This window comes from Streptomyces sp. ISL-66 (genome assembly GCF_018614135.1).
In the GTDB taxonomy this organism is placed as follows: Bacteria; Actinomycetota; Actinomycetes; order Streptomycetales; family Streptomycetaceae; genus Streptomyces.
Map to the genome: position 1 here is coordinate 16,006 of NZ_JAGGOW010000111.1, position 23,503 is coordinate 39,508.

At 70.5% G+C, this 23,503-nt stretch carries 21 protein-coding genes and 3 pseudogenes; 15 read left to right on the forward strand and 9 right to left on the reverse strand.

Annotated elements, in window-relative coordinates:
* Positions 1-2: 2 nt before the first annotated feature.
* From J7E97_RS21260 to J7E97_RS36840, 6 genes and pseudogenes are all read left to right on the forward strand, one after another.
* A complete protein-coding gene (locus J7E97_RS21260; RefSeq protein WP_308346612.1) occupies positions 3-1,304 on the forward strand; it encodes a TIGR02678 family protein in 1,302 nt (433 codons plus the stop codon).
* The gene (locus J7E97_RS21265) at positions 1,301-5,533 is read left to right on the forward strand and encodes a TIGR02680 family protein (RefSeq protein ID WP_215029621.1); all 4,233 of its coding nucleotides are present in this window, start codon (positions 1,301-1,303) and stop codon (positions 5,531-5,533) included. Before J7E97_RS21260 ends, J7E97_RS21265 begins: the two co-directional genes overlap by 4 nt.
* A pseudogene (locus J7E97_RS36035) lies at positions 5,530-6,204 on the forward strand (TIGR02679 domain-containing protein); the annotation flags it as partial. The gene J7E97_RS21265 and the pseudogene J7E97_RS36035, both read left to right, overlap by 4 nt.
* 49 nt (positions 6,205-6,253) lie before the next feature.
* Positions 6,254-6,793: a DUF2399 domain-containing protein gene (locus J7E97_RS36040; RefSeq protein ID WP_251054903.1), complete on the forward strand. Its 540-nt coding sequence runs from the start codon at positions 6,254-6,256 to the stop codon at positions 6,791-6,793.
* Between the two features lie 606 nt (positions 6,794-7,399).
* On the forward strand, positions 7,400-7,630 hold the full coding sequence (locus J7E97_RS21275; RefSeq protein WP_215029624.1) for a hypothetical protein: 231 nt from the start codon (positions 7,400-7,402) through the stop codon (positions 7,628-7,630).
* A 482-nt stretch (positions 7,631-8,112) separates the two neighbouring features.
* Positions 8,113-9,021 carry a hypothetical protein gene (locus tag J7E97_RS36840; protein ID WP_308346613.1) on the forward strand — a complete coding sequence of 303 codons (909 nt, stop codon included), beginning with the start codon at positions 8,113-8,115 and terminating at the stop codon, positions 9,019-9,021.
* 149 nt (positions 9,022-9,170) lie between these two features.
* Here J7E97_RS36840 and J7E97_RS36050 read toward each other — a convergent pair whose 3' ends face one another.
* Together J7E97_RS36050 and J7E97_RS36055 are read right to left on the reverse strand one after the other, a co-directional pair.
* Entirely contained in the window at positions 9,171-10,136 is a 966-nt protein-coding gene (locus tag J7E97_RS36050) for a hypothetical protein (RefSeq protein ID WP_308346611.1), read from the reverse strand.
* A 64-nt stretch (positions 10,137-10,200) separates the two neighbouring features.
* A pseudogene (locus tag J7E97_RS36055) lies at positions 10,201-10,995 on the reverse strand (hypothetical protein); the annotation flags it as partial.
* Here J7E97_RS36055 and dhaK point away from each other — a divergent pair.
* The 7 genes from dhaK to J7E97_RS21320 all read left to right on the forward strand — a co-directional run bounded on the left by dhaK (position 10,927) and on the right by J7E97_RS21320 (position 16,968).
* Entirely contained in the window at positions 10,927-11,931 is a 1,005-nt protein-coding gene (gene dhaK / locus J7E97_RS21290) for a dihydroxyacetone kinase subunit DhaK (RefSeq protein WP_215029628.1), read from the forward strand. The pseudogene J7E97_RS36055 and the gene dhaK sit on opposite strands and share 69 nt — an antisense overlap.
* Before the next feature lie 68 nt (positions 11,932-11,999).
* Positions 12,000-12,605, forward strand: coding sequence for a dihydroxyacetone kinase subunit DhaL (gene dhaL / locus J7E97_RS21295; protein WP_215029630.1), 606 nt, complete (start codon positions 12,000-12,002; stop codon positions 12,603-12,605).
* Positions 12,602-13,030 (forward strand): PTS-dependent dihydroxyacetone kinase phosphotransferase subunit DhaM, encoded by a 429-nt coding sequence (locus tag J7E97_RS21300; RefSeq protein WP_215029633.1) that lies wholly within the window; start codon positions 12,602-12,604, stop codon positions 13,028-13,030. Before dhaL ends, J7E97_RS21300 begins: the two co-directional genes overlap by 4 nt.
* 319 nt (positions 13,031-13,349) lie before the next feature.
* On the forward strand, positions 13,350-13,805 hold the full coding sequence (locus J7E97_RS21305) for a helix-turn-helix domain-containing protein (protein WP_215029636.1): 456 nt from the start codon (positions 13,350-13,352) through the stop codon (positions 13,803-13,805).
* Between the two features lie 249 nt (positions 13,806-14,054).
* Complete coding sequence (locus J7E97_RS21310; RefSeq protein ID WP_215029639.1) at positions 14,055-14,588, forward strand: regulator component; 534 nt, start codon at positions 14,055-14,057, stop codon at positions 14,586-14,588.
* On the forward strand, positions 14,585-15,781 hold the full coding sequence (locus J7E97_RS21315) for an MAB_1171c family putative transporter (protein WP_215029642.1): 1,197 nt from the start codon (positions 14,585-14,587) through the stop codon (positions 15,779-15,781). The genes J7E97_RS21310 and J7E97_RS21315 overlap by 4 nt, the downstream gene beginning before the upstream one ends.
* Positions 15,778-16,968: a cytochrome P450 gene (locus J7E97_RS21320; protein WP_215029645.1), complete on the forward strand. Its 1,191-nt coding sequence runs from the start codon at positions 15,778-15,780 to the stop codon at positions 16,966-16,968. Before J7E97_RS21315 ends, J7E97_RS21320 begins: the two co-directional genes overlap by 4 nt.
* Positions 16,969-17,042: 74 nt before the next feature.
* Here the strand turns inward: J7E97_RS21320 and J7E97_RS21325 are convergent, their stop codons facing one another.
* Positions 17,043-17,522 carry a hypothetical protein gene (locus J7E97_RS21325; protein WP_251054906.1) on the reverse strand — a complete coding sequence of 160 codons (480 nt, stop codon included), beginning with the start codon at positions 17,520-17,522 and terminating at the stop codon, positions 17,043-17,045.
* Positions 17,523-17,539: 17 nt separating this feature from the next.
* Here J7E97_RS21325 and J7E97_RS21330 point away from each other — a divergent pair, with 17 nt between their 5' ends.
* Complete coding sequence (locus J7E97_RS21330; protein ID WP_251054907.1) at positions 17,540-17,728, forward strand: hypothetical protein; 189 nt, start codon at positions 17,540-17,542, stop codon at positions 17,726-17,728.
* Positions 17,729-17,793: 65 nt separating this feature from the next.
* On the opposite strand, the gene J7E97_RS21335 is transcribed toward J7E97_RS21330, so the two are convergent.
* Positions 17,794-18,348 carry a quercetin 2,3-dioxygenase gene (locus tag J7E97_RS21335; protein ID WP_215029648.1) on the reverse strand — a complete coding sequence of 185 codons (555 nt, stop codon included), beginning with the start codon at positions 18,346-18,348 and terminating at the stop codon, positions 17,794-17,796.
* Between the two features lie 117 nt (positions 18,349-18,465).
* On the opposite strand from J7E97_RS21335, the gene J7E97_RS21340 reads away from it, so the two are divergent.
* Positions 18,466-18,909, forward strand: coding sequence for a MarR family winged helix-turn-helix transcriptional regulator (locus tag J7E97_RS21340; protein ID WP_215029651.1), 444 nt, complete (start codon positions 18,466-18,468; stop codon positions 18,907-18,909).
* A gap of 19 nt (positions 18,910-18,928) precedes the next feature.
* Here J7E97_RS21340 and aroC read toward each other — a convergent pair whose 3' ends face one another.
* From aroC to J7E97_RS21365, 5 genes and pseudogenes are all read right to left on the reverse strand, one after another.
* Positions 18,929-20,113, reverse strand: coding sequence for a chorismate synthase (aroC, locus tag J7E97_RS21345; RefSeq protein WP_215029654.1), 1,185 nt, complete (start codon positions 20,111-20,113; stop codon positions 18,929-18,931).
* Between the two features lie 35 nt (positions 20,114-20,148).
* A pseudogene (locus tag J7E97_RS21350) lies at positions 20,149-21,318 on the reverse strand (transketolase); the annotation flags it as partial.
* 108 nt (positions 21,319-21,426) lie between these two features.
* Entirely contained in the window at positions 21,427-22,344 is a 918-nt protein-coding gene (gene metF / locus J7E97_RS21355) for a methylenetetrahydrofolate reductase [NAD(P)H] (protein ID WP_215029657.1), read from the reverse strand.
* A complete protein-coding gene (locus J7E97_RS21360; protein ID WP_215029659.1) occupies positions 22,341-23,351 on the reverse strand; it encodes a carbohydrate kinase family protein in 1,011 nt (336 codons plus the stop codon). Before J7E97_RS21360 ends, metF begins: the two co-directional genes overlap by 4 nt.
* A 1-nt stretch (position 23,352) precedes the next feature.
* Positions 23,353-23,503 (reverse strand): methionine adenosyltransferase domain-containing protein (locus J7E97_RS21365; protein ID WP_215029670.1); only part of this gene is annotated, 151 nt, incomplete at its 5' end.

The following is a 23,503-nucleotide window of genomic DNA, read 5'->3' on the forward strand; positions in this document are numbered from 1 at the left end:
ACGTGGCCCTGGCAACCGAACGCCGTGCCGCTGGACGGCTGCTACTTGCCCACCCTTTGGTGACGTCGGTCGGCCCCTACGCAGACTTGTTCCCCCTGATACGACGGCACGCCGACTGGTTGGGCAAGCGATTCCAGCAGGTACTCGGCTATCGGCTCCTGGTCGACACCTCCTACGCCAGGCTGTTCAAGGCCGGATTGGGGACCGCCGCAGGGCACCGGCTGGAGCGATCCACCGGTACCGCCTTCACCCCGCGCACTTACTCCTGTCTCGCGCTCGCGCTCTCCGTGCTGGTGACCGCCCCGGAACAGATGCTGCTTTCCCAGCTGGTCGCTGACATCAGGGCCGCAGCAGCCGACGCAGGTGTCAAGCTAGAGGAAACGGGCCGGGCCGTGGAGAAGCGGACTCTGGTCGCCGCCCTTCGCCAGTTGATCGACTGGGGTGTCCTGACGGAGACCGAAGGCAGTGTGGGATCGCTCGTGCAGGAGGAAGGCGGCGAGGCCCTGATCACGGTGGACCGGGAGATCGCCCGGATCATCGTTGCCGGTCCGCTCACGCAGAGCCTGGACGGGGTGGACCTGGTGAGGCGGGCTGCCGACCCCGGGTTCGGCGGTCCCCGCACTTATGTGCGCCGGATGCTCGTGGAAACGCCCGTCGTGTACCTGGATGAGCTGACCGATGCCGAGAGGGACTGGTTGCGGACCCGCCAACGCCGCGAGGCCCAGGCGTTCTCCGAGCTTCTAGGACTCGAGGCGGAGATTCGCGGCGAGGGCGTGGCGCTGGTGGACCCTGAGGAGGAGCTGACGGACTTGCACCTGCCCGGCACCGGAACCGTCGCCCAAGCCTCGCTCCTCCTGGTGGAGCGCCTCGTGGAACGGCTGCGGCCTGCCGAACCAGGGCATCCGGCAACGGGAGGGCGGCTCGTCATCGGGGTCGCCGTTCCAGACGGCCTGGTGGATGAGCTGCTGGCCGAGCTCATCACCGAGTACGGGCAGCGCGGCAACTGGCAGCGCGACTACCTTGAGGATCCCTCCTCATTGCGGAAGGCAGTTCTGGACCTGCTGAGCCGGATGCGGCTGGTGGCCCCCGCCGGCCCGCTCCGTTCCACGGGCCAGGGGTTGCCCGAGGGGTACGACGACGCGGTCCCGGAGGGCCGCTCCGTGACCGACGTGCTGGGCGCCCGCGCCGCCGGCACCGACTGGGTACTCCTCGCCGCGGCTGCGCGCTACGCCACCCACGTCACCGAACGCCGGCCCGCCGGAGCGACACCCGGCATCGACATACAGCAGGAGCTGCCGCTATGACCCCGGGCGCGAACGGCCCCATCCCCCTTCAGCGATCCGCCACCGCAGCCGGCACGCGCTTCCGCCTGCACCGCGCAGGCATCCTCAACGTCTGGCAGTACGACGAACAGGAATTCGACTTCGGCGACGGACGATTGCTGCTGCGTGGCAAGAACGGGGCAGGCAAGTCCAAGGCCCTGGAGATGTTGCTCCCGTACCTACTGGACGGCGACTCCCGCGCTCTGGACGCCACCGGTACGGGTCGAACGAGCCTCGTCTGGCTGATGCTGGACGGCTTCGAGCAGACGAACCGCCTCGGATACCTGTGGGTCGAGTTCCACATGACGACGGACGACGGTGGTGACCGATACCTCACCCTTGGGGCGGCCATCCGGGCATCGAAGTCGACGAAGAAGGCCGTGCCGGTCTTCTTCGTCACCCCGCTGCGGGTCGGCGAGGACTTCCGCCTGGTCGAGGCAGGCAGACCCCTGCCAGTCGATCGCCTCAAAGAGGCCGTCGGCGCGGAGAACGTCACGGACCGTTCCGTCCAGCACCGCTCGCGGGTCGCCCGTGAACTGTTCGGCATCACCGACGCAACGCGGTACCGCAACCTCACACAGCTCCTCCACCAGCTGCGACGTCCCACCGTCGGGGATCGGATCGAGTCCGGCGGGCTCGCCTCCCTCCTGAGCGAGACGCTGCCAGGACTCGACGACGACGTAGTGGAGAAAGTGGCACGCAACCTCCACGACCTCGACGCCGTTCGAGAGGAGCTCGGCCGCTTGGAGCGCACCGACCGGGCCCTTCGCACCTTCCTGGGCGACTACCGCAGCTATCTGTCCGGAGTGCTGCTCAGGACTGCGAAGAAGGTCGACGGAGAACTGGACACCTTGGCGCAGCGACGCCTGCAGGCGGGAGAGGCTGCGAAGAAGACAGGAGCCCTGAAGGCACGGGAAGCCGAGGCTGAAGCACGTCTGCGCGCGCTGCGCGAGGAGGAGCAAGCCGCCCGGACCGAGCTCGACGCCCTGCGGGCGAGTAGCGCATACCGCAGTTTGGAAGAGTTGTCCGAGCGCCGGACCACGGTCGGCGCCCTGGGCACAGCGGCCGGAACGTCCTTCGCCGCGCTCGCCAAGGCGCACGACACGGAAGAAGGTGCGGCAGACCGCCTGGCCGAGGGCGTCTCACATCTGGGCGAACGCCTTGGCGAACTAGGTACGGATCACCGCGAGCTCGTGGTGCAGGCCGAAAAGGCGGGACTCCCCACAGGCCATCTCGGCGAGACTGTCGGCCTGCCCCGAACGGATGTGGCCGGAGCTTCGGCGGCGGAACTCACGGGGCCTGACGCAGAAGTCCACATCGTGCGGCACCAACGGGTGATCGCCGTGGACGCCACGGCAGCGGAATCCGCCCTGCGGTCCTGGCAAGGACAGCTGGAGGACGCCGGCACGGTGGTGAAGCACCGGACCCGGACGGTGCAAGAGGTGGTCGGCCTGGTAGCACAGGTTGTGGAGACACGGGGGCGGGCGGCTGTTGCGGATGCCGAATGTGAACGACTTGAAGAGGAGGCGGAGGATGCTGCGGCCCGCCTCGAAGGCCATCGGGAGAAGGTAGCCGAGGAGAGCGGGGGCTACCTCCGTCAGGTGGAGGCTTGGCTGGAGCACGTCCGGGCCGTGGCCGGCCCGGACTGCCCTCCGTTGACCCCTGTCCGTGCGACGGTCGCCTGTGAGACCTCGTCGGAGGCCCCCTTCGCGGAGCGGGTGCTGCCACCCGACATCGACGGGCAGGCTAAGCGCACCGCCCTGACGGTGCTGGAGCCGTACGGTGTGCAACTGACTCAACAGCGGGACTCCCTCGCGCTGCGCGTCGCCCGGCTCACCGAGGAACACGACCTTCTGACAAGGGAGAAGGAGGAGTGGGAGCGGCGAACCGATCCGGAGCCGCCCATCCCGTACCACCGCACCGCCGAGCGCGATCCAAGTACCGGAGCGCCCTTCTACCGGCTGGTGGACTTCGCTGACGACCTGTCCTCCGCCGATCGGGCCGGCCTGGAGGCGGCGCTCGAAGCGAGCGGGGTTCTGGACGCTTGGGTGACCTCGGACGGAACGCTCCTCGATCCCCTGACGCGAGACGTCCTGTTCCAGCCTGGGACCGTACTGCCCGACGGTTCGACTCTGGCCGCCGCGCTGCGCCCCGCCGCGCAACCGGAGGGCGGCATCGCGCGCGAACGGGTCCAACACCTCCTGTCCGCCGTCGCCCTCGCCCCAGCTCAGGAAGTCGCCACCACCAGCGCGGTGTACTACGACGGCAGCTGGCGCCTCGGTCCCCTCCGCGGCCAGCATTCCAAGGACGGTGCCGAGTACGTGGGCGCCGCCGTACGAGCCGAGACACGACGCCGGAAGATCGCCGAACTGGAAGTTCGCTGGGCGGAAGCGGAGAAGCGGCTGTCCGACTACCGCGGACAACTCGGCGGGCTCGACACCATCCGCCGGGACCTGGCATCGGCGGAACGCGACTTCCCCCGGCCGCAGTCACTCACCCGCGCCTGGCACGAGCTCGACTCCGGGGAGGAAGCCCTGCGGAACTTGACCGCCAAGGCGACGAAGGCGGCACGCCTGGCCGAGGAGGCACGTGCCGAGGCCGTGGCCGCCCGTAGCAAAGCAGAGGGAACCGCAACAGCCCACGACCTCCCCACCGACTCCGACGCCCTGGATCGCGTACGAACCGCCCTCGCAACTCTGCTCGACGGGATTGGACGCATGTGCCGGGCTATCTGCGGCGTGGCCGACGGGCTGGACAGGCACCGGGCCGGTCACACCAGGTACGCACGAGCCCACCACGACCGCCTGGAGGCAGCGGAAAGCTACGGACTCCAACTCGGCGAACTGCGCTCGGCCCAGCAGGACCTCCGCACCCGTGAAGAAGCCATCGGTTCCTCCGAAGAGGAGATCCTCGCCCGCGAAGAGGAGACCAAGCAGCGCGTCGCGGCCGCCGCCCAGGCGCTGCCGGGAGCCCAACGGGGACACCACGACCTCCGCGACCAGAGGGTCCGCGCGGAGGAGGACGAGAAGCGAAGTCTCGAAGAGTTGCTGGTACAGCAGACGGCCGTCATCACCGCCGGAAGCACCCTCCGCGGTGCGGTCGGTCGTCCGGAGGTAATCCGTGGCGCCGGGCTGGACCGTTCCTCCCTGCCCGCACTGCTGTTGGACGACCCGGGCGCGGACGTCCGTGACCGCATCCGGTCCCTGCGCGGGCTGGCCGATGCAGTGCGGGGCGGTCTCGACCGTTCGAGGAAGGAAGTTTCGGACAGCACACTCCTCAACGGGCACACGGCACTGCGCGACCAGTTGGCCGGCGGGTACGACGCGCAACTCGAGGAACTCGCCGGGATCAAGATCTGCCGCCTGGTCGATGACCACGGTCCGCACGACGTCGCCGTCGTCGGAGAACGCATCGCTGCTCGGGCCGCCGAAGCCCGTGGTCGCCTCACCGAGCGTGAGAGTGAGGTCTTCCAACGCTTCCTCACGGGCGAACTCGGTGACCACTTGTCAACACAGGTCGTCACCGCCGCCAACCTCGTCTCCGCGCTGAACGACACGCTCAAGACCGTGCGGACCTCACACGGGCTCGGCGTGGAGCTGCAGTGGAAGCTGGACGAGGACGTCGACGCCGACGTGCGGGCAGCCGTCGAACTACTGCGCAGTCCTTCGAGCCTGCGCACCCGTGAGCAGGGCGAGCAGCTGCGCGAGGTGCTGCAGCGCCGGATCGAGGACGCCCGCCGGACCGATCCGTCAGCCGGGTACGCCGCCCATCTGCGCACCGCGCTGGACTATCGCGACTGGTTCCGCTTCCACACCTTCGTGGTCGAGGACGCCGTCCCCGGCCGCAAACGCAAGCTCACCGGACGCACCGGACTCAGCCAGGGTGAACAGCGCGTGCTTTCCTACCTCGTGCTCTTCGCTGCAGCCGCCGCCCACTTCACGACCCTCGGCGAGTCCGCACCGCACGCTCCCCGGCTGATCCTCCTGGACGACGCCTTCGCCAAGGTCGACGAACCCACCCATGGCCGGCTCGGCCGCATCCTTGTCGACCTCGACCTCGACTTCGTCCTCACCAGCGAGAGACTCATGGGCAATTGGCCCGAGGTGCCCTCCCTGCACATCTACGAGTGCCTCCGCGACCCGCACACACGCGGGGTCGCCACCTTGCACTACACCTGGAACGGCCGACACCGGCGCTTGGTGTCCGTATGACCCGGCTCCCCGCCGCCACACGTAACTGGCTGGCCGGGCCGGGCCTCGTCCGGCTCTGGGAATCTGCACGCAAGCGCCTGGAAGGCAACGGACTCCAGGCGACCGGCTCGGTGCGGCTGTCAGGACTGGCTGTACAGGAGAGGAACGACCTGTCGCTCCTGCTCGGTAAGCCGATCACGGGAGCCACCGCCACGGTGCAGCTCGACTCACTCGACACCCGACTGCGGTCCTCGGCCGCCGACCTCGGTCTCACGGACGTACTCCAGGAACTCGGACCGACGCTCACCGATCGCCGCGCCGCTCGGACGGAGGCCCAGGCACGGCGTGATCAGGTGTGGTCCTCACTCGCCTCGTCCCTGGAGGGCTGCCAACTCACCAACGAGGATTGGGCCTGGCGCTGGTACGACGGGCTGCGCCGCACGGGGGTACCCAACGGTGTAACACCCGCAACAGCGGTGCGTACCCTCCAGCAGGCGGTCCACGTCCTCACCCTGCTCTTCGGTCCCGGGCGGGCCGGCGCCTGGGGGCGGGGCGACCTCGCCGCCGAAGCAACCGGATCGGCCCACGGCCTGGACGACGGGACCTGGCTCGCGCGCCTCGTCCAACGGGGCATAGCCCTCGCCCACGACACCGAGCTCCCCGACGATGCGGCCGGACGCCGCGCCTTGTGGCGGCTCGCATCCGTCACGCCGGACGAGGTCTCCAGCACCGTGCTCGCCTATGGCCTGCGCCTTCGACGGCGGGGGCTGGCGGGAACGCTCCCTGTACGAACGAGCGGTCCACCACGTGGAAACCCACCTCACACTGCGCGACTTGCACGCACTGCGGCTCTCGCTGCCGGCCGGCACCCTCATCCGCATCTGCGAGAACCCACGGGTGGTGGAGGCCGCAGCCAACACCGCCTGCTCACAACCGCTGGTGTGCACCTCGGGGAGTGCCGCGACAGTGGTCCTCACCCTCCTCGACGCCCTCGCCGCCACCGGCTGCCGCTTCGCTTACCACGGCGACTTCGACTGGCCGGGCATAGCCCTGGCCAACCGCGTGGTCCACCGCTACGGCGCCGAGCCATGGCGGATGGGCGCCGAAGACTACGAACAGCTCGCCACCAGCACCCAGGCCCGCAACGTCCCACAGCACCCGCTCACCGGCCCACCGACCACCGCGGACTGGGACCCGGGCCTCGCCCCAGCCATGGCCGCACTCGGCATCGCCCTCCACGAAGAGGCCACACTCGACCTGCTCGTGGCGGACTTGGCTTGAACCCTGCTGGGAAGGTCTTGGCTGTGTCTCGATCAGCACCCAGCCCACGAATGAACCCTCGGTCACCGACCGGCACACGCTCTCCAGCCAGGCGTACGGCACCAGGCGGCACCTGGAAGCGCGCCAGTGGCACACGGCGCCCACGTCAACGGAACGATTCGCTCGAGGAGCACACGGCGGGGTAGCCGGCCAGGAGGAAAGTGGTCTCATCACGCGTAATCTCGCTGCCGCCTACGTGTTGATGCGGTACCTCAGGCGTTGCTAGAAGCGCCGGCGTCCATGATCTCCCTCCAGCGACCTAGACGTGGCCGTGACAGGTCGAGCCAGGTGTACATGGTCCCGGTCAGCTCTCCCACGTCTCGCGTGCTCAGCACGGGACACCCCATGTTGTCAGTGGGGCTACTTAGCCTTGAACGACCACCAAAGACTTGAGCGCTCGGAAAGGAAGGGGCCGGCATGGCGGAGCGTGGGGGCAGGCTGCTGCCTTCGGATTTCAGTACCAATATCTCGTCACGCTGGAGGAGTTACTAGCCGCTGCCGAAGGGCTGCGCCCAGGCGTAAGCGCGGCGCTAATCGAACCAACGTGCACCACCGGAGAGGCAGTCCATGACCCGGATGCCATCGACTTCGATCTGGTGGGTGCCGACCGCGCCCCCGTGCTCGCGGGTCCTGCGTCTCCTGGGCGCCGTCGATCGTGGCGACCGGACCGAGATCAAGGCGCTCCTTGCAGCGCTCGAAGCGGCGGACAAGTCCCTGCTCGACGCAGCGCACGAAATCGGGTGGCGACTGATCGCCTTCGTGGCGGCCATGACGGCCGCTGCAGCCCTTTCTGATTGAACCGACGAAATGATCTGGGAAGCCGCTATCTGACAGCCCCATCCGAGGGGCAGCTGTCTTCCCGAGCAGGTCATCGCACCTCTTCCCGAAAGCGGCGGGAGGGGTGCCCGGCGAAGGTCTGGGATGCGATCTCGAAGGGCCCCTCCCGACAATTTGCGATATGCCACGATTCTCACGTACCGACGCCGCGGTAGTGACAGACTCCCCGGAGTAGAAAGGGGAGGCCCCATGGGTTCGGTTTCCGCGTTGGTGTGCCCGGACTGAGTGTGCGTGTCTCGGCCAGGGGCGTACGGACGTCCGTCGGGCCTCGGATGGCACGCGTGAGCGTGGGCGGCGGACGGACGACGCTCTCGTCGGGGATGGGGCCCCTCTATGCCTCTACCGCACTGGGCGGCGGGCGCCGCCGGACCAGTACGAGTCGGACGACCCGCTCCGGCTCGCGTCCACGGACGGCCGGGCCTTCGAGCGCACAGCTCGAGCGGGTGCGCCGGCAGGCCGAGCGGGCCCAGCAGGAGGCGGAACGGGATGCGGCCATCGCACACTTGCGGGAGCTGCGGCAGCAGATGACCAGCGTGCACCTGCAGCCCTTCTCCCCTGTGCACCCGCCGGTGGTACCCGGACCCCCGCAGCTCGGGCTGCCCTGGGCTCTGGCCGAGGCCAAGGCGTTCCACCTGGCGGGGCTCGGCCTATTCGCCCGTGCCGAGCGCGCGGAGGCGAAGCTGCGGGCCGAGCACGACGCTCCGGGCTACCTGGCTGCCGAACAGGCACGGTTGTACGGCATCCACGGGGAGCTGAACGCCGAGGCACAGCAGTGGTGGCATGCCCTCGTCGCGAATGACGCGGCGACCGTGTGCGAGACGGTCAACTACGCCTTCTCCGACAACCCCGCCGCCGGCTGTGCTGTCGGGGTCGACGGCTCCGTGATGTCCGTGGTGATGCGGCAGCACGACATCGACGCGCTGCCCGACCAGACTCCTGGCGTCACCTCCAGCGGGCGCCCCACACTGAAGACGCTGACCAAGCGGGACCGGGTCCTGTGGTGGCTCACTGCCATGGGGTCCAACGTCGTCGCCACCCTCAAGGAGGGCTTCGCCGTAGCGCCGGGGATCACCGCGATCGACCTCGCGGTGATCACGCGCATGCCGGACACCCAGCGACTGGGGTTCGTGGCGTACGGCCGGTGGAGCCGCCAGGCCATCGAGTCGGTCCCCTGGCGGCAGCCGGAGGACGCGCTGCGGTTCCTCGACATCGGCCAGGACGTCGCCTGCGCCGTCGGTACGACCGCCTCCGGAAGTCTTTCGAGCATCATCAAGCCGCTGGACACCAGTCGACTGACCGTGCAGGCCCTTGTGGTCCCAGGTGAGGACTACCGCGTGGGAGACGCCCGGTGATTCCGTCCTCTGTTCGCACAGGGTCGTGCCGTCCCAGGTGAACAGGACCTGTTCGAGGACCGTCGCGCCGTCGGCGGCGAGGCGCTGCTTGGAGGTGCGGCGGCCGAGTGCGTCGTACGCGTAGCGCCATGCGGCACCATCGGGGGTGGTCACCCCGCGCAAGCGGTCCTCGTCGTACCGGCGTACTCGCGTGGGCCAACGGCGTCCTCTGGCCAGGGTGGGTGGAGGGCCAGGAAGCGGTCGTCTGGTTGCCCGCTTCGTCGTAGGCGTACCGCTCGGTCCAACCCTCCGCTCGGACGTCGGTCACCCCGCCGACCGCGTCCAGCTCGAAGGGTCTTCGCACCCGCGAGCTGGTCGTCCAGGCCTGTCGGATTGCCGTCGGCGCGGTACGTGTAGTCGCGGCGCTGGATGCTGTGACCGGAACGGGTGACGTGCTGGGTGGTGAGGCGGCCCCCGTGGTCGTACCGGGACGACAGCGTGATGGTATCGCCGATCCGCCGGGTGATCTCCTGGCCGACCGCGTCGTAGCCGAAGATGATGGGGAGGCCGGAACCTGTCAGGGAGGTGCGGGAGCCGACCGCGTCATAGGTCCAGGTGCTGACCGCCCCTGTCGGGGTCGTGCGGCCGGTGCGGCGGCCGAGCTGGTCGTGCGCGAACGCCGTCGTCCGGCCGTTCACCGTCTCGGACTTGAGGCGGCCGTACCTGTCGCGCAGGCGCGTGAGCGTGGCATCCGGGCCGACCGCTTCCGCGAGCTGGTCGCCGGAGTCATAGGCGAAGGTCGTCACGGCGCCGGCGGCGTCCTTGCGGACGACACGGTCCAGCTCGTCCCGCTCGTAGCGGATGGTCTGGCCGAGCACGTCCGTCCGGGACACGAGCCGCCCTGCCGCGTCCCTTCCGTACGTCAGCGTCCGGTCGCCGAAGTCCGTCTCGGCCATCACCCGGCCGACCGGGTCGTACACGTAGTCCCAGGTCAGTCCCTGGGGGTTGGTGACCTGGGTCAGGTGGAGATCGGTGTCGTAGCTGAACGCGTAGCCGAAGCCGTCCGGCCCTGTGCGGGCCGTCAGGACATCGAAGTCCGAGTATTCGAAAGTCGTGACCCCGCCGAGAGCGTCCACGTGGGCAACGCAGTTGCCCGGACGGCTCTGTGACCGACGTCCGGTTGCCGTTGGTGTCGAACTCCTGACGCCTGACGTTGCCGTCGGTACCAACGGTGCGTACCGGGAGCCCGATCGCGTTGTACTCGACTCGTACCTGGCGTCCGTCCGGGCGCTCCATCTCGGTCACGCGGCCTCGCTCGTCGAAGACGGCGCGGCTGACGTGGCCCAGCGGATCGGTCCGTGACAAGAGTCGGTTGTAGCGGTCGTACTCGAAGTGGGTGACCGCGCCCATGGGGTCGATCTCGGCGACCACCTGTGACCGGTCATTGACCAAGTGACGCTCGGTGTGCCCCAGGCCGCTGGTGAGGCTGGTCATGCGGAGCCCAGTGGCAGGATCGACGCCGTCCCAGGTGAAGGTGGTTTCGAGGTGTCCGTTCGTGCCGGACTGGTAGGTGCAGCGGTCCTGCTCGTCGTAGATGTAGTCGAAACCGCTTCCGTTGGTGTCGGTCCACGACGTGATGCGGCCGTATTCGTCACAGTCGAAGCTCAGGGGGCGGCCGGAGGAGTTGGTGACCGTGGTGAGATGGCCATCGGTGTAGCCGTAGCGGAGGATCTCCTGGTCGGACCCGTCCGCCGCAGCCCCTTTGAGGTGGAGTTCCGTCACTCGGCCTGCGTTCGTGGTGACCTTCGGCACACTGGGTACTGGCGTGAATAGGTGCGGGCCGTACGCTCGCGCGAACGCCCGCCCGTCGTGGCGCCGTGGAGGCGCCTGATCGCCCGTCCGCCTGTTGCCACCGGGAGGCACCGGATGAACATGCTGATCAACAGTCCGCAGACGGTGGTGGCCGACGCCCTGCGCGGGCTGGCCGCCGCCCATCCCGACCTGGACGTCGACGTCGAGGCGCGGGTCGTCGTACGGCGGGGCGCGCGCGAGGGGGGCCGGGTGGGTCTGGTGTCCGGCGGGGGCTCGGGGCACGAGCCCCTGCACGCCGGGTTCGTGGGGTACGGGATGCTGTCGGCCGCCTGCCCGGGCGAGGTCTTCACCTCGCCCGTGCCCGACCAGATGCTGCGGGCCGCGAAGGCCGTCGACTCCGGGCAGGGCGTGCTGTTCGTCGTCAAGAACTACACCGGGGACGTCCTGAACTTCGACATGGCCGCCGAGCTCGCCGAGGAGGACGGGATCCGGGTCGAGCGCGTCCTGGTCAACGACGACGTCGCGGTGACCGACAGCCTCTACACGGCCGGGCGGCGCGGCACGGGAGCCACCCTCTTCGTGGAGAAGATCGCCGGGGCGGCGGCCGAGGAGGGCGCCCCGCTGGAGCGGGTCGCCGCGCTCGCGCGGCAGGTCAACGAGGCCTCGCGCAGTTTCGGCGTGGCACTGGGTGCCTGCAGCACGCCCGCCAAGGGCTCGCCCACGTTCCACCTGCCGGACGGCGAGCTGGAGCTGGGCGTCGGCATCCACGGCGAGCCCGGCCGGGAGCGTCGCGCCATGATGACGGCGCGGGAGATCGCGGAGTTCTCGGTGGGTGCCGTTCTGGAGGACATGGCGGCGTCGGCCCCCGGCGACGGTCCGGTCCTGGCCCTGGTCAACGGGATGGGGGCGACGCCGCTGCTGGAGCTGTACGGGTTCCACGCGGAGGTGGCACGGGTCCTTGAGGCGAGGGGTGTGCCGGTGGCCCGGACCCTGGTGGGGAACTACGTCACCTCGCTGGACATGGCCGGCTGCTCGGTGACCCTGTGCCGGGCCGACGAGGAGCTGCTGCGGCTGTGGGACGCCCCCGTGCAGACGGCGGGCCTCCGCTGGGGTCGCTGATCGTAGGCTGTCGGGAACCGACCGTGAAGGCTGTCGGGAGCCGACCGTGATGGAGCAGAGGAGATCCGGTGCGTGACGCAGAGTTCTTCAAGAGCTGGATGGCAGCCATCGCGGACGCGGTGGAGCGGGAGGCGGACCGGCTGACGGAGCTCGACTCCCCCATCGGCGACGCCGACCACGGGAGCAACCTGCTGCGGGGCTTCACGGCCGTCCGGGCCGCCCTGGACACGGATTCGCCGTCCGCGCCGGGGGCGGTGCTCCAGCTCGCGGGCCGGACCCTGATCTCCACCGTCGGGGGCGCCTCGGGGCCGCTCTACGGGACGCTGCTGCGGCGCACCGGCAAGGAGCTCGCCGACGCCGCAGAGGTCTCGGACGAGGACCTGCGGCGCGCCCTGGACGCGGGAGTACGGGCCGTGGCCGCGCTCGGTGGGGCCGCGCCGGGCGACAAGACGATGCTGGACGCCCTCGTGCCGGGGGTCGCTGCGCTCACGGTCTCGTACGGGGCGGCCCGGGCCGCGGCCGAGGAGGGGGCCCTCGCGACGGTCCCCCTGCGAGCGCGCAAGGGCCGGGCCAGCTACCTGGGCGAACGCAGCGTGGGGCACCAGGACCCCGGTGCGACCTCCTCGGCCTTGCTGCTGACGGCACTGGCCGACACCGCGGAGGGATCCCGATGACGGCCCCGGAAGTCGGCGCCGGGCCCGCTCGTACGGTGGGCATCGTCCTGGTCTCGCACAGCGCGGCGGTGGCCGAATCGGTGGCCGAGCTGGCCCGGGGGCTGGCGGCGGGCGGCCCCGTGGCGCGGGTGGCGGCGGCGGGAGGGCGCGACGACGGCGGCCTGGGCACGAGCGCGGAGCGGATCGTGGCCGCCGCGCGGGAGGTGGACGGCGGCGGCGGAATCGCCCTGCTGGTGGACCTCGGCAGTGCGGTGCTGACGGTGAAGGCCCTGCTGGAGGACGACGAACTGCCTCCGGGGTCGCTGCTGGTGGACGCTCCGTTCGTGGAGGGCGCGACGGCGGCGGTGGTCGCCGCGTCGGCCGGAGCCCCGCTGTCCGATGTCGCGTCGGCCGCCCACGAGGCGTACGCGTACCACAAGGCCTGACCCGGGCGGGAGCACCGGACTCCGTGCCATGCGCCCGGCAGGCGGGCCCCCATCCCCGGGTCGGCCGGGCACCCGCCGCGGCCCCGGCGCCGGGCGGCGCTCCGGGTCGTCGGCCGAGCTCACCCCCGTGAAGCTCGACCCCGATCCGGTCGGTGCCGCCGCCACTTCCCCTCAACACTTCAGTGGCGACGAAGCGTTGATAACGTACACCAGAGTGACTGTCCGGCGTCAACCAAAGTGTTGCCGGTGCCAGCCCGACGGGCTTCGAGAAACACTGTGGTGGGCAAAGGCTCGGCATCACGCCAAGGAGGTCGTGTACGTGGAGGATGACCAGTCGCCCACCTTCGCCCAGCTCTTGGACCACCTCTTCCGAGAGGTGCACCCCCCTTCCCGGGGGCCCTACACCTACGCGGAGGTCGCCGAGGGAATCCGTAAGGCCGCGACGGGAGAGGGACGCGGGGTGACGGCGAGTGCCATCCAGCAACTGCGCACGGGCGCCAAGCGGAACCCGACGCGGCACACCATCAAGGCCCTGGCCGACTTCTTCGGCGTACCGGCGGGCTACTTCGTCGACAGCGCGGCGGCCGAGCGCACCAGGGCGGAGATCCATCTCCTCGCCGCCATGCGCGATCAGGACGTCCGCAAGGTGGCCCTGCGCGCCAACGGCCTGAGCGTCGACAGTCTGAAGATGCTGTCCACCGTGATCGAACAGGCCCGGAAGCTCGAAGGGCTCACCACCGACGACCCCGCGCAGGACCTCAGCCTGGACGACTGAACCGCGCACCGGGCGGCGATCACACGGCCCCCGCCCCGACCACGACACCCCCCTGTGACGCTCATCGACAGGGGGGCATCAGGCGTTTCCCGGCACAAGCCCGGCATCCCGAGCCGCACGGCCGGCCGTGGGGGCACCCCACCCTCGAAACGGAGTCGTGATCATGTCAGCATGGGGACGCGCGTACGGGGCTTCGAGGCAGAGTTCGCCCCGGCCGACCACCCCCGACCGGCGTCACAGAGTGAGGACATGGACCTTGAGCAGCTTCGCGCCACGTGTGAGGCGCGCGTCGAGGCGCTTCGGCTCCCGCACCGCTTCAGCACCCGCGATCTCCGCGACGCCGTGGCCGAACAGCGTGGACGTCCCATCATCCTGCGCCCCCTGAGCACCCTGGGCGCCATGGATGCTCCGTGCGGCATCCGCTTGGAGACCCCGGACGCCGACCTGTTGTTCTACGAGGAGGCCACCTCCCCCCTCCACCAGAACCACATCCTCGCCCACGAGATCAGCCACATCATCTGCGACCACCCCGGCAGTCTGGAACTGGACGAGGACACCCTGCACGCGATCGGGTTCAACCCGACCCTCGTCCAGCGCATGTCCGGCCGGACCAGCTACACCAGCGAGGACGAACGCGAGGCCGAGGTGATGGCCAGCGTGATTCGACAACTCATGTACCGGGGACGCGAAGGCCCGTCGAGCCGGCCCGCCAGCGGCGCCGAGAGCTGGGACGCGCTGTTCGCGAAGCCACACAGGAACAGGAAGAAGCGCCACCGGAAATGATCAACATCTTTTTCACGGGCACGGCCGTCGTGCTGCTGTGCTTCGCCGCCTACTGGGTACGCGGACGCGGCGGACACCGCCCCACGGGCACCTGGGCGATGGCGGCGCTGCTGACCTCGTTCGCCCTCGCCTTCGCCTCCTACGCCCCCGCCGTGGAGCGCGCGGTCGAATCGGTGGTCCCCCACGTCGCCCGACTCCTCAGCAACACCTTCACCCTGACGGCGGCCACGTCGGTCCTCGCCTTCCTCTTCCAGCTCAACCTGGACCGCGAACAGGCCCACCGGCAGATCCGACTGCGCGTCATCGCCCTCGCGATCTCCGTCGCAGGCATGACCGTCTTCTTCGTCGCCGAACAACTCACCGGCCGCAACCCGGCGTTGTACGCGTGCTACGTGCTCATCTACATCTCCTACCTGGGGTACACGGCCAAGGACTTCCTGCTGCAGACCTGGGCCCAGTCCAAGCGCTCGACTCGCCGCAGTCAGCGCTGGGGCCTGCGCACGACCTCGGTCGGCTGTGGCTTCGCCCTCGTCTATGCCTCGTACAAGCTCTTCGCCCTGGTCTCCATCGGCCTCGGCCTGGGGCTCGTACCCGACCACGCCCGGTGCTCGAGCCCGCTGACCCCCTTCCGCTGCACGTTCAGCGTGACCGCGCCCGCCGTCGCCGTGCTCCTCATCACCGTCGGACTAACCCTCCCCGCCCTGTTGTGGCCGCTCAGCCAACTGCGCCGCCGCCGCTGGGAACGGGCCTCGTTCACCGCGCTGGAACCCCTGTGGCGGGAGGTCACCTCGGCGGTCCCCGAAGTCGTGCTCGACCCGGGCAACACCGAAGCCGAAACCGACGCCCACGACCTCGACTTCCACCTCCACCGTCGGGTCATCGAGATCAACGACTGCGTGTTGGCCCTGCGCCGCTACCGTCAAACCTCGGTACGGGACACCGCGGCCGCCGAGGTCGCCCGCCGGGGCATGGCCGACACCCCCGAGGGCGAGGCCGAGGTGGAGGCGGCAGTCATCTCCGCGGCCGTCAACGCGAAGCGCACCGGCCTCCCCGTCGACGGCGACGAGGCCCCGCCCGCCGCGGGTACCCGCTCCCGCAAGGGCGACCTCCCGGCGGAGACCGCGTGGCTGCTGCTCGTGGCGGACGCCTACGGGCGCCACCCGGCACCCGAGACCGCGGGCGCGGCCTCGTGACCACAGCCCGGCAGGACCCCCTGCGCGACCCGCGCTTCTTCGCCGACCCCTACCCCACCTACGACCGGCTGCGCGAAGGCTGTCCCGTCCAGCGAATCCCCACCGGCTCCGGCGGACACCACGCGTACCTGATCACCGGCCACCCCGAAGCCCGCGAGGCGTTCACCGACCCACGCCTGTCCAAGGACACGGCCCGCTTCTTCGCCGACCGGCCCTCGAACCGCGACCTGCACCCGGCGATCTCCCGCAACATGCTGGCGAGCGATCCTCCCGCGCACACCCGCCACCGGCGGGTGGCGACGCCCCTGTTCACCACCGGACGCGTCCGGGAACTGCGCCCTTACATCACCCGGATCGTCGACGACCTCATGAGCACGTGGCGACCGGGCACGGAGGTCGACCTCGTGGCGGAGCTGGCGGTACCCCTGCCGGTCACCGTCGTCTGCGAGCTGCTGGGCGTGCCGCGATCCGACCGCGCCGCGCTCGCCGACTGGTCCCACGAGCTCTTCGACGCGACCGACACCGACCGCGTCGACTCCGCGTCACACCGGATCGGCGACTACCTGACCCGCCTCGTCGACACGGTCCGCGCCACCCCCGGCGACGGCCCGCTCCACTCCCTCCTGCGCGACTGCGACGGGGGCGGCCTCGACCGGGACGAGACCGTCTCCCTGGCCGCCCTCCTCCTGGTCGCCGGGCACGAGACCACCACCCACTTCATCGGCAACGCCGTCCTGGCCCTGCTCCGGCACCCGGAGGCGTTCGACCGCCTGCGCCGGGCCCCGGACCTGATCCCCGGCGCCCTCGACGAACTGCTCCGCTTCGACTCCCCGGTGAGCGTGGCCACCTTCCGGCACAGTACGCAGGACCTCCGAGTCGGCGGGATCGACATCCCGGCGGGCTTCCCGGTGCTCATCGCCCCCGGGGCCGCGAACCGCGACCCGGCGGCATTCCCCGACCCGGGCCGCCTCGACCTCGACCGCGACGCCGAGGGCCACCTCTCCTTCGGCCACGGCATCCACCGCTGCCCGGGCGCCCCCCTGGCCCGGGCCGAGGCGGAAATCGCCCTCCGCGCCCTGGTGACCCGCTTCCCGAACACGCGCCTGGCCATCCCTACGGAATCCCTGACCTGGCGCCGAACCCGCCTCACCCGCGGCCTGACCACCCTCCCTCTCACCCTCGCCTGACACCGCAACCACTGCGCTCAGCGAGCCGCCCCAAAGCGCCCGACCTGCCCGGCCACGACCTTCTGCGACACACTTCAGGGCCGAGCCCCGGCGTCGAGCCCCAGGCGTCGTGCGTCCCGTTCCGGGCGGATGGCCGCCAGGGCGAAGGCGCCTGCCGTGAGCATGGCCGCGCCGGCGACGAGAAACGCCTGGGTGTAGCCGGCGGCCGGGGTGTCGGCCGCGTCGATGAGGTGGCCGGTCAGGAACGGTGCCACGAGGCCCGGCAGGGTGCCGATACCGAACACGGCGCCCCGCTGGGCAGGGGGGACGACCTCCGCGGTCGTCATGTAGTGGAGGGGGATGGCGATCGCGGTGCCGCCGAAGGCCAGCGCGATCAGTACGAGCCGCGGACCGGAGGCGTCGACGAACGGGAACGCCGCCATCGCGCACCCCGCCACGCACACGGCGATGCTCTGCGTCGCCCCGCTGGACCAACGGCTGCTCACGCCACGGGATTTCAGCGCGTCCACGAACGGGGAGACCGCCAGCAACAGCACGAGACCGAAGCCGGACATGACACTGATGGCGGTCGTTGGACCTGCCGGGCGTCGTCGTCATCGGCCCGCTGCCGGGTGACACCGCGATCAGCTCGACATTCAGCGGCGGCGTACTGGCTTCCTCCGCCCAGGCGGGCCGCGCCCTCGAAGTCCTCGACCTCCTCGGCTCCGACACGGCGACGAGAGCCGCCCGCGCGAGGGGCATGCGGGCGCCCGGGGACTAGGGCGTGCATCTGGTCGCGATCAAGGAGATGGTGAGGAGTTGGTTCTCCCTGCACGACACGGCGGATCACGTCCGCCACTGGTGGTCGGGCAGGAAGCGCACGTCGTACTGCTCGGGGACACTGGCGAACTTGTGGGGTTCCGGGACGACCGGCTGGTGCGGCAGGCCGAGTTGCTCGGCGGGTGCGCCGAGGTTCTCGAAGAACCGCTCGAAGGTGCCGGCAGGACCGGCGGCGACGCCGACGACCTGGCTGTGGTGGCGCTCCATGCGGTAGGCGTGCCGGCAGTTCTTCGGCACGAAGCCGAAGTCGCCGGGTACGAGCAGCTTCTCCTGCTGGTTGCCCTCGGTGTCCTCGACGAACAGCCGGACGGCCCCGTGGGTGACGTAGAAGATCTCGTGGGTGTCGGTGTGCAGATGGGTCGGGATGAGGTCGCCCTTGGGACCTTCGACGGTGAAGAAGTTGAAGGTGTTCTCGGTCTGCTCAGCGCCCGCGTAGATGGTGATCAGGTCACCGAAGAGATGGGCGCGGTCCCCCTCGCCCTTCTCGATGAAGTAGGGCTTGCCCGGCTCCGCGGGTATCCGTGATGCCTGCCGGTAGCGGGTGGCGTACTCCAGGGTCATGCGTTCTCCCGTGATCCGACTCCGTCATGAATGTCAGGTACCCTGACACGAGAGGGTGTCGTTAATCAAGCGCCGGGTACGAGCCCGCCCCCGGCCCCGGCCCATCGTGAGGAACAGATGCAGTCCACCCGCCGCAACCTTCCGCAGTTGCTCGAAGAGGCCCGGCGCTGGTTCGAAGAGGGGCTGCTGGCAGCCCTGGAGGCAGCCGGAGCCGTGCCGGTGTCCGCGACGCAAGCACGGCTCTTCGCCGTGCTGGACGACGAGGGCACCACGGTCTCCGAGCTGGCCCGGCGCATGGGCGTCACCCGGCAGACCGCGCACCAGGCCGTACACGGCCTGGTCGCCACCGGACTGCTCGAGCAGGTCCCGGACCCCGCGTCGGCCCGGCAGCGGCTCATCCGGCGCACCCGGGACGGGGAGCGCGCACACCGCCGGGCCCGCGCCATCCTTGACCGGCTGGAAGGGCAACTCGCCGAGCGGATCGGACAGGAAACGGTCGAAGCCCTGCGGGCGGCGCTGCAAACTCCGTGGGGCCCGCCGACGCCCTTGAATCGCCCTTGACGCCGTACGGGTGGGACGCTCAGCGGATCTGGAGATTTTCGAGGTACGACCGCACGTTGCGCCGTGTCTCACCGACGCTGTCCCCGCCGAACTTCTCGGCCACCGCGTCCGCCAGTACCAAGGCCACCATGGCCTCCGCCACGATGCCGGCCGCCGGAACGGCACACACGTCGGACCGCTGATGGTGCGCCGCGGCCACCTCGCCGGTCGCCACGTCGATCGTCGCCAGCGCGCGCGGAACCGTCGCGATCGGCTTCATCGCCGCCCGTACGCGCAGCAGTTCACCCGTGGACATGCCGCCCTCCGTGCCGCCCGCCCGACCGGTCGTACGCCTCACGCCGTCGGCGGTCCGCACGATCTCGTCATGCGCCTTCGATCCCGGCACCCGCGCCAGATCGAATCCGTCGCCGACCTCGACGCCCTTGATCGCCTGAATGCCCATCAACGCACCTGCGAGCCGCGAGTCCAACCGCCGGTCCCAGTGCGTGAACGAGCCGAGACCCACCGGCACGTCATACGCCAGCACCTCGACCACACCACCGAGGGTGTCGCCGTCCTTGTGGGCCTGGTCGATCTCCGCGACCATCGCCTTCGACGCCTCCGCATCCAGGCAGCGCACCGGATCCTCATCCAGCCTCGCCTCGTCGCAGGGCTTGGGCAGCACACCGTACGGAGCTCTGGCCGCGGCCAGCTCCACCACGTGCGAGACGATCTCGATGCCGGTCGTCTGCTTCAGGTAGGACCTGGCCACCGCGCCCAGCGCCACCCGCGCCGCGGTCTCCCGCGCACTGGCCCGCTCAAGAACCGGACGGGCGTCGGCCAGCGCGTACTTCTGCATACCGGCGAGATCCGCATGACCGGGGCGGGGGCGGGTCAACGGCGCGTTGCGCGCCAACCGGGCCAGCTCCCCGGGATCCACCGGATCGGCCGCCATCACCTTTTCCCACTTGGGCCACTCGGTGTTGCCCACCATGATCGCGACGGGGCCTCCCATCGTCAGGCCGTGCCGCACACCGCCCAGGAAGGTGACTTCGTCCCTCTCGAACTTCATCCGGGCGCCGCGCCCGTGACCCAGCCGCCGCCTGGCCAACGCGTCCGCCACCATCTCCGTGGTGATCGGCACACCAGAGGGAAGCCCCTCCAGCGTCGCGACGAGTGCGGGTCCGTGTGACTCCCCCGCGGTCAGCCAGCGCAGCCTGCTCAAAAGTTCTCCTTCGTCATGTCCCCTACACCGAAGGGGCCGGTCTCGAACACCGGGAGCTTCTCCTCCCGGCCGGCCGGTAGTTCGCCGACGCGGTTGCGGTCGAACTCGGCTGCGCGCTCCGGGTTGGCGGTACGCCACGCGGCGAAGGACTTCTCCCACGTGGTCCTGGCCTGGGCGCCCCGGTGGAGGGCCCCACGGGTGTGGGCGATGACCTCGTCGGGGACCTCGAAGACCTGCTCCGGGTCGAAGCCGGGGACGCGCTCGGTGGCGGCGACCTCTTCGTCGCCGAGCGCCGATCCGTGCCCGGCCTCCGTGCTCCGAGCGTGCACGGCCTCCGCGCCCTGAGCCTTCGGGGCCGGCCAGGCGATGGTCGAGCGCATCGCGATGAGCGACGGGCGCTCGGTATCGGCCTTGGCGGCCTCGATCGCCGCGTACAGGGCGGCCGGGTCGAGGTCGCCGTCGTTCTTGGGCCGTACGCGCTGGACGTGCCAGCCGTACGCCTCGTAGCGCTCGAGGGTGTCCTCGGAGATCGCCGTCCCGGTGTCGGTGTCGGTGTCAGTGTCAGTGTCACCCTCGATCCAGAGGTGGTGGTCGTCCCACAGCAAGATCAGGTTGCCGAGCTTCTGCTGCCCGGCCATCGACGACGCCTCGGCGCAGATGCCCTCCTGGAGGCAGTCGTCATCGGCGACGGCGTAGACGTAGTGGTCGAACGGCGAGGTGCCCGGGGCCGCCTCGGGATCGAACAGGCCGCGCTCGTAGCGGGCGGCCACGGCCAGGCCCACCGCATGGGCAACGCCCTGGCCCACCGGGTCCGAAGTGGTCCCGACGCCGGTCGTGTGCCCGTGCTCGGGGTGAGCGGGCGTCTTCGAAGCCCAGGTACGGAAGGCCTCCAGGCAGTCCGGCTCCAGGCCGAAACCGGCCAGGTACAGCTGTATGTGGAGCGTCAGGGACGAGTAGCGGCCCGCGGACAGGACGAACCGGTCGCGCCCCGTCCAGTCGGCGTCCGCAGGGTCGTGGCGCATCACCTTGTGGAAGAGGGTGTACGCGGCGGGGGCCAGTCTCATCGCCGTACCGGGGTGGCCGTCACCGGCCTTCCGTACGGCGCCGGCGGCCAGGACGCGGACGGTGTCAACCGCGCGCTGGTCCCCTGCGGACCACTCGAACCGGGCGCGGAGGGGAGGGAGCACGGGGCCCGTGCAGGTCATGAACGGGGCTGTGCGGGTCATGGGCAAAACGTCTCCCTAGCTCAAGATCGCGGACTCGGATCGCGCGCGAACGGGTCGCCGCGCGTGGACGGTCACGGCGGATCCCGCCTACTGGTCCGCGGGGTGGGTGGGCAGACTCAGCCGGCGGTGGATGTCCAGTGCCGCGGTGGACTGGTTGAGGGTGATGTAGTGCAGCCCTGGCGCGCCTTGGTCCAGGAGGTGTTGCGCCAGTTCGGTGGCGTGCTCGACGCCGACGCGGTGGGCCTCGTCGGGGTCGTGCCGGGCGGCGTGCAGACGGCGGGCGAGGTCCGGCGGGAACGCGGCGTCGCTCAGTGCGGCGAAGCGGCGGATCTGGTCGTACCGGGTGGCGGGCATGATCTCCGGGATGACCGGGGTGTCGCACCCGGCGGCGGCCAGCCGGTCGCGCAGCCGGAAATAGTCCTCTGCGCGGAAGAACATCTGGGTGACGGCGTAGTCGGCGCCCGCCCGGCATTTGGCGACGAAGTGCCGGATGTCGCTCTCCCAGTCGGGTGAGCGGGGGTGGCGTTCGGGAAAGGCGGCGACCGCGATGCTGAAGTCGCCCAGCTCCCGCACCAGCCGGACCAGGTCCACCGCGTGGTCGAGACCGCCCGGGTGAGGAGTCCACGGCCCCCTCGGGTCACCGGGCGGATCGCCTCGCAGGACGAGTACGTCGCGTACGCCCGCATCGGCGTAGCGCCCGATGATCCGGCGGAGTTCGGCCACCGAGTGGCCGACCGCGGTGAGGTGGGCGACGGGACGCAGGGTGGTGTGCTCCGCGATGCGCTGGGTGAGGTCGGTGGTCCGTTCCCGCGAGGACCCGCCCGCCCCGTACGTGACGGAGACGAAGGACGGGTCGACGGCCTCGACCCGGCGCAGGGCCTGCCACAGCACGCGTTCGCCCTGGCCCGTCTTGGGCGGGAAGAACTCGAAGGAGTACGAACGGTGGCCGGCCGCGATCAGGGCGGCCGGGCCCGGGCTCGTGCGGGGCCGTGTGAGGGTGCTCATCGGTGGGCCCCGCCACCCGCGGGGGTGCCTTCCGGCCGGCCGCCGTGGTCACCGAGGGGATGCGCGTCCGCCCCGTAGGCGGTGCGGAGCAGTTCGCGTACCCCCTCCGGCGTGGTGTCGTACGTCTGCGTGCCCACGGCCGACAGCGCGAGCGAGGCCATCACCGAGCCCGTCTGCGCACAGCGCACGGAGGTGTGCCCTGCGGCGAGGGCGGCCAGGTAGCCGGCCCGGAAGGCGTCGCCGACGCCGGTCGGGTCGACGACGGCGTCCGTGGGGACGGCGGAGACGTCCTCCGCCGGGCTGCCCGCCCGTTCGATGCGGCTGCCCTTCTCGCCGAGCGTGGTGATCCACGTGCCGACCCGCCGCAGTACCTCGGTGTGGGTCCAGCCGGTCTTGCGCAGCAGCAGTTCGTGCTCGTACTCGTTGGTGAACAACAGGTGTGCCCCGTCGGTGAGTTCTCGGATCTCAGGGCCTTCCAGACGGGCCAGTTGCTGGGCCGGGTCGGCGGCGTAGGGAATCTCGAGGGCGCGGCAGGCCCGGGTGTGGCGGAGCATCGCCGCCGGGGCGTCGGCCCCGATCAGTACCAGGTCGGCCCTGCCGCACCGGTTCATCACGTCGACGAGGTCTATGTCGGCCGCCTCCGCCATCGCACCCGCGTAGAAGGAGGCGAGTTGGTTGCCGTCCGGGTCCGTGGTGCACAGGAAGCGGGCCGTGTGCCGGGTCTCGGAGGCGTGCACCGCCGAGGTGCGGACGCCCAGCTCCGCGAGCCGGCGGCCGTAGTCCCGGAAGTCCCGGCCGACGGCCGCGACGAGCAGCGGACGGTGGCCGAGTCGGGCCAGACCGTAGGCGATGTTGGCGGCGACGCCGCCGTCCCGGATCTCCAGGGTGTCGACGAGGAAGGACAGGGATATCCGGTCCAGCTTGTCGGCCAGGAGTTGGTCGCTGATGCGTCCGGGGAAGGTCATGAGGTGGTCGGTGGCGACCGATCCTGTGACGGCTATGCGCACGTCACACCCCCGCGATGGCACGGAGCGCGGCCACGCGGTCGGTGCGTTCCCAGGTGAAGTCGGGGAGTTCGCGGCCGAAGTGGCCGTAGGCGGCGGTCTGGGCGTAGATCGGGCGGAGGAGGTCGAGGTCGCGGATGATCGCGGCGGGGCGG